This is a genomic window from Pseudomonas sp. stari2 (assembly GCF_040760005.1).
Taxonomy (GTDB): domain Bacteria; phylum Pseudomonadota; class Gammaproteobacteria; order Pseudomonadales; family Pseudomonadaceae; genus Aquipseudomonas.
This window is the reverse complement of sequence record NZ_CP099760.1, coordinates 4,583,628-4,593,450: the sequence shown is the minus strand read 5'-3', so window position 1 is coordinate 4,593,450 and position 9,823 is coordinate 4,583,628. Positions and strand designations below refer to the sequence as shown.

Here is a 9,823-nt window from a genome sequence, read left to right as displayed (position 1 = left end):
CTGTGCGTTCAACACAATTCAACCGGTACATTCGCGTACATTTCCAGGGTTGACGATCGAGAACCGGCAGCTCAGTCTGCCGGTTCTCTTTTTTTGTCGCGGGGGGTAGTCGATGCCTTTCTTCACGGTGGACGGACAAGCGCTTCATTACATTGATCAAGGCACAGGCCCAGCGGTGTTGCTGGCCGGCAGTTACCTGTGGGATCAGGCCATGTGGGCGCCGCAGATTGCCGCGTTGTCGCCTCACTATCGGGTAATTGCAATGGATCTGTGGGGCCACGGTGAGTCCGGGCGTCTGCCTGATGGCACCACGTCTCTGAATGACATCGCACGCCAGGCACTGGCCTTGCTCGATCATCTGGAGATTGACCGGGTGACACTGGTCGGGCTGTCGGTCGGCGGCATGTGGGGGGTGCGCCTCGCTCTGTCGGCACCGCAGCGGCTCAACGGTCTGGTGCTGATGGACACTTACGTCGGTGTCGAGCCGGAGCCGACTCGCCAGTACTATTTCTCGCTGTTCAAACAGATCGAGGAGAGCGGTGGGATCTCCGAGCAACTGCTGGATATCGTGGTGCCGATCTTCTTCCGTCCGGGCATCGATCGAGAGTCGGCGCTGTATCAGGATTTCCGCGCAAAACTCGCCGGTTATTCCGCCGAACGCTTGCGTCAAAGCATCGTGCCGATGGGGCGCTTCACCTTTGGCCGTGACGATCTGTTGCCGCGTCTGGGCGAGCTGAATGCGGCCACCACGCTGGTTGTTTGCGGTGATCAGGACAAACCACGCCCGCCGTCGGAAGCTCGGGAAATGGCTGAGCTGATTGGCTGTCCATGTGTGCTGGTGCCCGAGGCTGGGCATATCTCCAATCTGGAGAATCCGGAGTTTGTGACGGAGGTGTTGTTCAGCTTCCTGGCGGAGCGCCATTAACAAGATCGCCGCGTGCCGCAACTTCTACAGGGGGATGTGTTTCCTGTAGGCGCTGCGACGCGCGGCTATCTTTTGATCCTGCTTATTTCGGCCCGAGAATCTTCGCCAGCTTGTCCGGCGTCGGCGCGCCTTGCTGTTGTTGCAGTTCACCCTTGTCGTCCATGTAGAAGATCGCCGGGGTGGCCTGTAATTCCAGGTCTTCCATCAACTGCATGTTCGCTGCGAGTTTGGTCTGTACGGCGGCCGGAATGTCCTTCATGGCCTTGAGCGTGCTGGCCTTGCCGGCCTTCTCGTGTTCTTCCAGGGCCTTGGCCGGGTCTTTGGCGGCCAGCAGCGCAGCGGATTTGGCCGGGCTGTCTTCGCGGATGATGCCGACCATGATGTGTCGCAACTGTACTTTGCCGGCCTTGACCCATGGGCGGGCCTGTTCCCAGAACATGTTGCAGTACGGGCAGTTCGGGTCGCTGAAGAGGTACACCGTGCGCGGTGCATCCTTGTTGCCGTCCTGAATCCAGTTGCTCGCTTCGAACTTGGCCCAGACTTCCTTGGCCAGTGGCGCGTAGACCAGTTTTTGCAGCGGTGCGCTGCTCAGGTCATTGCCATCGGCGTCGTACAGGTTGCCCAGTAGCACGTGCTTGCCGTCCGGCGTCAGGTACAGCGCCATGCCACGGTTCTGGTATTGCGCGGCGTAGCCACGCAGGCCGTCGGGCGCGTCGAACTGGCCGACGATTTTTGCGCCCTTGGCTTCGATCTTCTTGATCGCGTCAGGCAATTCTTCAGCAGCCTGTACCGACGGCAAGTGCAGCAGGGCGGCGCCCAGAGTCAGCGTCAGCAGGTGGCGGAGGCGGGGCATGGCAGTTTCCTTGCAGAGGTGGCCGGTGCGGCGTTCGTATTTGAATTCGGTACGTCGAAGTTTTCCAGGGCCCGGGCCAGACTGGCGTTCGACAACTCGCCCAGATGGCTGGCCAGCAATTGACCGTCAGGGCTATAGAACAGCGTAGTCGGCAATGCCATGGAACCCACGGCCTGACCCAGACGACCGCTGCGGTCGAACAGCACGTTGCTCAGGCTCAGGCCCTGGGTTTCGAGGAAGGTCGCGACGCTTTGCATGCTTTCGGCCTGGTTGACGAACAGGAATGTCAGGTCCGGGCGTTGCTGCTGGGCGTTTTCCAGCACCGGCATTTCCCGGCGGCAGGGCGGGCACCAGGTGGCCCACAGATTGATTACCAGTGGCCCGCCCTGATAGTCGGCGAGTTTCACGGTTTCCCCGGCGGCGTTGCGCAGGGTGATGTCCGGCAGGCGCGTGCCTTGCTCGTAAATGTTCAGCGACAGCGTCGCCAGCACCCAGAACGCCACACCGCTGACCACGCTGAAACCCAGCGGTCGGCGCAAACCCGGCCGGCGCCAGCCGCGATACAGCGCCGCCAGCAACAGCACGATCACCCCCGGCCAAGCGAGAAAACCGCCGTCGCGCAGGTCGATGATCTGCCACGGATCGTTGCGGTAATGTCCCCAGTACACGGCAACAAACGCAACGCGCGCCGCGAGCATCCCGAGCAGGAACAGACTGAACAGCGCCGACTCAGGGTTATCACCACCGCGCTTGGCCACCCGCCAGCCGACGAAGGTCGCCAGCGCCAGAGCGCTGATCAGCAACAGGTGGTTAAGCGCAATGGCAAAAGTGCCCAGGGTGAAGGTCAGCATTAACGGGCGTCTCGGGTGGTGGTCCAGTGTTGCAGGAAGGTGTCGGCATCGACCTCGCCTGTGATGCGCTGGCTGCGGCGCTCTTCACCGTCGGCACCGATCCACACAAAACTCGGTGGCCCCGGCACTTTGTAGCGGCCGAGCAGTTCGCGGCTGGCGGCATTGTCACCAGTGACGTCGAGGCGCAGCAAGCGCACATCACTCAGGGCCTGCATCACCCGCGCCTGGCCAAACACCTTTTTCTCCATGACTTTGCACGACGTGCACCAGTCGGCGTAGTAATCGAGCAGCACCCACTGGCCTTGAGCCTTGGCGATGTCGAGTTCGCGTTGCAGGACCGCTGGATCCTTGATCGTAATGAACGCTTCGTGACCGTTCGGTGCAGCCGTGCCGGTGCGACCGGCGCTATACACCTGCAACGGTTGGAACGGATCATCGCTGCCGCCCGCTGCACCCACCATCAGCAAACTGCCCCACAGCCCCAACAACAGCGAGCTGGCACCGAACAACTGGGCGACCCTGCCGAAGCCTTCGGACTGTTTCCAGGCGCTGTAGGCGGCGATCAGCAACAGCGCGCCGCACAGCGCGAGCCACAGTGACGAGTCCAGTACCGGACGCAACATCAACACCGCCGTGCCGAGGAACAGGAAACCGAATATGCCTTTGAGCAGGTTCATCCACGCGCCGGGTTTCGGCAGGAAGCGATTGCCGACCGTCACCAACACCAACAGCGGGATGCCGATACCGATACCGAGGGCGAACAGGATCAAGCCACCATGCAGCGCATTGCCGCTTTGCGCGATGTAGAGCAGGGCACCGGCCAGCGGTGCGGTCATGCATGGCCCGACCAGCAGACCGGACAACGCGCCCAACACACCCGCGCCGACCAGGCTGCCGCCGCTGCGACTGCGCGAGGCGTGCTCCAGCCGATCACGCACGGCTACTGGCAGTTGCAGTTCAAAGAAGCCAAACATCGGCAGTGCGAGGATCACAAATACGATTGCGAAAGTGCCCAGCAGCCATGGGTTTTGCAACCACGCCTGAAGGTTCGCGCCCAACAGGGATGCAATGACGCCCATCGCTGCATAAACCAGCGCCATGCAAATCACATAACTGCTGGCCAGCGCGAAACCACGACGTGGCGTGGCACCGCTGCCGACCACCATGCCCGCCAGAATCGGCAGCATTGGCAACGAACATGGCGCAAAGGCCAGTAATAGGCCAAGCCCGAAGAACACCAGCAGGCTCCAGCCCAGCGAGTGCTGTTGCAAGCCGCTGGCCAACGCTTGATCCTGCGCCTCATCCGCAGCGGCCGCTTTGCCACCGAGGTCGATCACGCGGGTCTGTGGCGGGTAGCACAGGCCGGCATCGGCGCAGCCCTGATAACTGACCTTGATCTGGCCTTTGGCTGCCGCCGGGATTTTCAGCTCGAGACCCTGACGGTAGACCGGTTGTTCGCCGAAATACTCGTCACTATGGGATTCGCCTTCGGGCAGGGCAGGGGCGTTTTCCGCTGGCAGCCCGTCGAATTTCAGGCGTTTCTGATACAGGTAGTAACCGTCGGTGATCTGCCAGAACAGTTGGGTTTCGCCGGAGTCCAGACGTTCGGACGTCAGGACGAAGGCCTTGTCGACCGGGAGAAATTCCGGTTTTGTCGCAAAAGGATCGTTCCCTGCCTGGGCCAGACCCGAAATCAACAGTGCAAACAATAAAAAAATATGACGCATGGTGGAGCCTTGTCCCTGTGCAAGTGATGAGCACAATGGGCGGCGGCGATTAACCGATGATTAACCGCGGCACCCTTGTCGCTGTGGTGTTCGGGGCATAATGTCAGCTTAAACGGCCAACCGCCTAATCGGCTTTTTTCTACGGGACTCACCCTGTACGTTCCGGTTTGCGTCTGCCTCAAACGTGGTCGCCGAGAAAGCTGGATCGGATATCGCTTCCTCAGTTGATCCTCACATCAAGACGTCCCCCCCCGGTCATCTGTGCATGGCGTGTTTATTCTGTAATCAATCCTGGCCATGTTCCATCATCGACCGGGCGAGGGGCAGTGAGTGTTCTTTTTTTAATATCAAACCTTAGATATTCGTTGTTGGATAAAAAGATATAGAAGTAAGTGCTGAGGATTGGGTAATCATTCGAGGCGGCGGTGATCATGCGGCCTTTGTATTGTTCCAGTTCGCTCCATGCGGAGTTTGCGAGTGGCTTGACTTTAGGCGGTCTCGGCACTCGGGGGGTGTATATGAAATAACGTCCGTCGTTCAGTAGAACCCAATAATCGTGGGCGGAACTTGCCGTAGTGTCCAGCATGACGCCGACGATTTTGTCGAAGTAATTTCCCAGTGGCCACCAATCAGTATCTGACAGTTTCTTTTTGAACAAGACTTTGTCATTGATTTGGGAATATTTGCAGGCCATCGGTGTTTGTTGCTCATAGTAGAAGAACCAGGAAATGTCTCCGCCGCCGTTTTGGTGCCAATCAGGGCTTCTAGTGTTGAAACCGAACTTCAGGTCTTTCACGTGTTGCTCGAAGTCGTCCCAGTGACCGTAAACAGAAGTAGGGTGGGTTTTTTCGATATGGTTGTCACCCAGGTTAAAGCGTGTGTAAGTATTAGTGTCCTTGAAGAAAAAGAAGATACGATCGGCTCCATGGCGCCAGTCGGTGGTTACGAAATTTTTCATGGTATGGCTCTCTTTTGTTCTGGCTGGTGAAAAGGATTAAAGCAAGTAATAGGGTTTTAATGGCTTGTTTGTTGTTTGGTGAATTAAGGTTAGTGTGTGATATTTAAGTTTGGAAGTGGCGCGGGTGGTGTGTGTGTTTCGGGTTGAGACTGAAGTGTGTTGGCTTTGTTAGTTATTTAATTTTTCAGGTATATCCATATTGTCGAAAGTTTTGCAGGGGAGGGGCTGGGACGAATACACTTCTCGTGCGTTGAATCACTTGTCATAATTTGAGCTTAATCCTCACCTGTTTGACTCATGTTTTTGCTCAGGGAGCTCCCCATGCATGTGCTTGTCTGCGAAGACGATGACCTGATTGCCAGTGGCATCGTCGCCGGGCTGACGGCCCAGGGCTTGACGGTCGAACACGTCAACACCGCCTCCAAGGCGCGGGCGATCCTCAAGGTTGCCGTATTCGACGTGATGGTGCTCGACCTCGGCTTGCCGGACGAAGATGGCCTCAAACTGTTGCAGCAACTTCGCCAGCAGGGCCTGGAAATTCCGGTGCTGATCCTCACCGCGCGGGACTCGGTGACTGACCGGGTCGACGGTTTGCAGTCCGGTGCCGACGATTACCTGCTCAAACCGTTCGACCTGCGTGAATTGTTTGCCCGTCTGCAAACCCTGCTGCGCCGGGTGGCCGGGCGCAGCGTCAACCTGATCGAGCACGGCGCGCTGACCTACGACCCGAGCAGCCGCGAAACCACCTTGGCCGGCCGTTCGGTGGACCTTTCCCGTCGCGAACAATCCCTGCTGCAAGCCTTGCTGCATAACCGTGGCCGGGTGCTGTCCACCGAGCAATTGAAGGACAGCGTCTACGGCTTCAGCGATGAGCTGGAGAGCAACGCCCTCAACGTGCACATCCATCACCTGCGCAGCAAACTCGGTAAAGGTATCGTCGAAACCGTGCGCGGTCTGGGCTATCGCCTCGGCCCGGCCGATGGTGGAGAACCTGAAAAGTGATGAGTCTGCGCCTGCGCCTGAGCCTGACCCTCGGCGCCGCGTTCGCGCTGATCTGGGCCCTGGCGGCCGCCTGGATGCTCAGCGACCTGCGCAACCAGATGATGTTTTCCCTCGACCAGCGGCTGGTGGCTTCGGCGCGGATGGTCGCCGGGTTGCTGGAGCAATTGCCGGCGATACCGAGCAAAGGCGACGGCACTCACTTCAGCGCCGAACAACTGAACATCCCCGGCGGCATGGCCTGTCAGGTCAGCTCGTTGCGTGGCGAGATCCTTGCCCGCAGCCACAACAACCCGGAACAGGCACTGGAAGCACAGAAAATGGGCTTCCACGACCAGATGATCGACGGCGCACCGTGGCGCACCTTCACCCTGGCCCGGGGCGATGTGCGGATCACCACCGCCGACCGGGTGATTGAGCGTGAAGCCTTGAACATGTCGATCCTGCTGGCGGCGTCGGTGCCGGTGGGTGTGGCGCTGCTCGGCTGTCTGTGCCTGCTGTGGTTGGGGATCGGTCAGGGCCTGGCGCCGCTCAATCGCTTGCGCGAAGCCCTGATGCGCCGCAATGCCGACTCCCTCGAACCTTTGCAGTTGCAATCATTTCCCAGCGAACTGAAACCTTTGCTCGAGACCCAGAATCAGCTGTTCCAGCGTATCGGCAAGACCATCGAGCGCGAACGTCGCCTGACCGGTGACGCCGCCCATGAACTGCGCAGCCCGCTGACGGCGATCAAGACCCACCTGCAAGTGGCACGCATGACCGAAGGCAGTGCCCGTGATCAGTCCCTGGCCCGGGCCGAGGAGGGTGCCGACCGCCTGCATCGGACTCTGGAGCAATTGCTGTTGCTGGCCAGGGTCGAGGGCAGTCTGTCGTTCGACGACGGCGTGCAGTGCAGCGCCGAGCAAGTGGCAAGACTGGCGATTCAGGACTCCGCCAGCGGCGAGCGGCAGCGGATCAGGCTGCATCTGCCGGAGCACCTGTCCAACGCGCCACTGCAAATGCCCTCGGTGTTGTCCATCGCCGCACTGCGCAATCTGCTGGATAACGCGCTGCGTCATACCCCGTCGGAAGGGGCCGTGGAACTGAGTATGGAAACCATCGGCAATCGTGTGCGTTTCGTCGTTCGCGATCACGGGCCGGGCATTGCACCGGACGATTTGCAACACCTGACCCAACGCTTCTGGCGCAACGGCCAGAGCACCGGCTGCGGGCTCGGGCTGGCGATTGTCCAGGCGATTGTCCAGCGTTGCGCCTGCACCCTGCATTTCGACAGCCGCCCGGATGGCTTGCGGGTCGAGCTGACCATGCCGCTGCAACCAGCCTGAGCCCGGCACATCAAATGTAACCTCTCTCCATTGGTCATCCGCCGGCCACGACGCTATTGTCGCCCCAGCCATTTGACTCAATGGATTGAGGGAAACAGCGCCATGGATGCATCCATCTACATTTGCCCGGCTACCCCGGCCGATGCCGGCATCATCAGCCGCATTATCGAGCGTTCGATCCGCGTCGGTTGCGCGCTTGATCATCGTAACGACCCCCGCCTCGTCGATGCCTGGATTCGCCAGCAATCGCCGGAACACATCAGTGCCTGGCTCGCCGATCCGCAGCGCTATCTGAATATTGCCTTGATGCAGGGTCGACCCATTGGCGTCGGCATGGCGCTGGCCGACGGCGATGTCACCCTTTGTCATGTGCAGCCGGAATGGTTTCGCCGGGGCGTTGGCCGGGCGCTGATGACAGACCTGGAAGGCTGGCTGCTGACGCGCGGCAGCGCCCGTTCCGTGCTCACCAGCACCCGCACCGGTGAAGCCTTTTATCGGTGTCTGGGGTATCGCGAATCGGCGCCGCCGCTCATTCGCCACGGCATGCGCAGCCTGCCGATGCACAAGTCGCTACCGCTGTCGGTATGACAACTCGCTCTAGGGTGTAAATCCTTGAGGGGCTGGTGCGTTTCCAGAACAGGAAAACCTGCATGTGCGCCCCGGGACCGGAACGCGCACCTGTGCGGTGTGCAGTTTTGGTCACTATCCATAGCGAATTGAGGGGTCGAGAGATGTCAGTCGCCACCAGCCTTATCGAAGAGTCGTCGGGCCGGATCGCCTCCGCGCCGGCGGAAACGCTGTATCAGTTCAATGAATCGCCGTTGCTGGCCCGCCAGAGCCAGCAGGAATCCAATGCCCGCAGCTATCCGCGACGCATTCCCCTTGCGCTGAAGCGTGCCAAGGGTCTGTATGTCGAGGACGTTGAAGGCCGCATCTTCATCGATTGCCTGGCCGGTGCCGGCACCCTGGCGTTGGGGCATAACCACCCGGTGGTGATCGAGGCTATCCGGCAGGTGCTGGCCGATGAGTTGCCGCTGCACACCCTCGACCTGACCACGCCGGTGAAGGATCAGTTTGTTCAGGATCTGTTCGGGTTGCTGCCGTCAGCATTGGCCAAGGAAGCGAAAATCCAGTTCTGCGGCCCGACCGGCACCGACGCGGTGGAAGCCGCGCTGAAACTGGTACGCACCGCCACCGGGCGCAGCACTGTGCTGTCGTTCTCCGGCGGTTACCATGGCATGAGCCAGGGCGCGCTGAGCCTGATGGGCAGTCTGGGGCCGAAAAAGCCGCTGGGTGCGCTGCTCAGCAATGGCGTGCAGTTCATGCCGTTCCCGTATGACTACCGATGCCCGTTCGGCATCGGTGGCGCGGCAGGTGTGAAGGCCAACCTCAGTTACCTGGAAAACCTGCTCAACGACCCGGAGGCCGGTGTGCAATTGCCGGCGGCGGTGATTGTCGAGGCGGTGCAGGGCGAGGGCGGTGTGATTCCGGCGGACATCGAGTGGCTGCGCGGTCTGCGTCGCATCACCGAAAAGGCGGGTGTTGCGCTGATCGTCGACGAAATCCAGAGCGGTTTCGCCCGCACCGGCAAGATGTTTGCCTTCGAACACGCCGGCATCACGCCGGATGTAGTGGTGCTGTCCAAAGCCATCGGCGGCAGCCTGCCGCTGGCGGTGGTGGTTTACCGCGACTGGCTAGACACCTGGCAACCAGGCGCCCACGCCGGTACGTTCCGTGGCAACCAGATGGCGATGGCCGCCGGTTCTGCGGTGATGCGCTACCTGGTCGAGCACAAGGTCTGCGAGCACGCCGCCGCCATGGGCGAACGCCTGAGCGAGCACCTGTACATCCTGCAGCGCGACTTCCCGCAACTGGGCGACATTCGTGGTCGTGGTCTGATGCTGGGCGTCGAGCTGGTCGATCCGAACGGTGAGTCGGACGCGCTGGGCCATCCACCGGCCTTCGCCCGTCTGGCGCCGCTGGTGCAGCGCGAATGCCTCAAGCGTGGCCTGATTCTGGAGTTGGGCGGGCGCCATGGCGCAGTGGTGCGTTTCCTGCCGCCGCTGGTGATCACCGCCGCTGAAATCGACCGCGTCGCCGAGATATTCGGCCGTGCGTTGAGCGTCGCGACTGCCGCACTGTAAATTTTTCGCCGCGCCGAACGTTCCTTCTACATACCCGGCTG

Annotated in this window: 9 protein-coding genes; 5 read left to right on the top strand and 4 right to left on the bottom strand. The window is 60.5% G+C overall.

Annotated features, from left to right (window positions below; genetic code table 11):
• Nucleotides 1–112 precede the first annotated feature (112 nt).
• A complete protein-coding gene (locus NH234_RS20950) occupies nucleotides 113–925 on the top strand; it encodes an alpha/beta fold hydrolase (protein ID WP_367254169.1) in 813 nt (270 codons plus the stop codon).
• Between the two features lie 82 nt (nucleotides 926–1,007).
• Here NH234_RS20950 and dsbG read toward each other — a convergent pair whose 3' ends face one another.
• The 4 genes from dsbG to NH234_RS20930 form a co-directional block, all read right to left on the bottom strand.
• Entirely contained in the window at nucleotides 1,008–1,778 is a 771-nt protein-coding gene (gene dsbG, locus NH234_RS20945; protein ID WP_085730630.1) for a thiol:disulfide interchange protein DsbG, read from the bottom strand.
• Nucleotides 1,754–2,629, bottom strand: a complete 876-nt coding sequence (locus NH234_RS20940; RefSeq protein WP_367254167.1) for a prolipoprotein diacylglyceryl transferase family protein — start codon at nucleotides 2,627–2,629, stop codon at nucleotides 1,754–1,756. The genes dsbG and NH234_RS20940 overlap by 25 nt, the downstream gene beginning before the upstream one ends.
• A complete protein-coding gene (gene dsbD, locus NH234_RS20935) occupies nucleotides 2,629–4,356 on the bottom strand; it encodes a protein-disulfide reductase DsbD (protein WP_367254166.1) in 1,728 nt (575 codons plus the stop codon). The genes NH234_RS20940 and dsbD overlap by 1 nt, the downstream gene beginning before the upstream one ends.
• Before the next feature lie 274 nt (nucleotides 4,357–4,630).
• A complete protein-coding gene (locus NH234_RS20930; protein ID WP_085730633.1) occupies nucleotides 4,631–5,314 on the bottom strand; it encodes a hypothetical protein in 684 nt (227 codons plus the stop codon).
• Nucleotides 5,315–5,635: 321 nt separating this feature from the next.
• Between NH234_RS20930 and NH234_RS20925 the strand changes: the two genes are divergently transcribed.
• The 4 genes from NH234_RS20925 (at nucleotide 5,636) to NH234_RS20910 (ending at nucleotide 9,782) form a co-directional block, all read left to right on the top strand.
• Entirely contained in the window at nucleotides 5,636–6,316 is a 681-nt protein-coding gene (locus tag NH234_RS20925; RefSeq protein WP_367254165.1) for a response regulator, read from the top strand.
• Entirely contained in the window at nucleotides 6,316–7,638 is a 1,323-nt protein-coding gene (locus tag NH234_RS20920) for an ATP-binding protein (RefSeq protein WP_085730635.1), read from the top strand. The genes NH234_RS20925 and NH234_RS20920 overlap by 1 nt, the downstream gene beginning before the upstream one ends.
• 102 nt (nucleotides 7,639–7,740) lie before the next feature.
• Nucleotides 7,741–8,226, top strand: coding sequence for a GNAT family N-acetyltransferase (locus NH234_RS20915; RefSeq protein WP_085730636.1), 486 nt, complete (start codon nucleotides 7,741–7,743; stop codon nucleotides 8,224–8,226).
• Nucleotides 8,227–8,369: 143 nt separating this feature from the next.
• On the top strand, nucleotides 8,370–9,782 hold the full coding sequence (locus NH234_RS20910) for an aspartate aminotransferase family protein (RefSeq protein WP_085730637.1): 1,413 nt from the start codon (nucleotides 8,370–8,372) through the stop codon (nucleotides 9,780–9,782).
• Nucleotides 9,783–9,823: the final 41 nt, after the last annotated feature.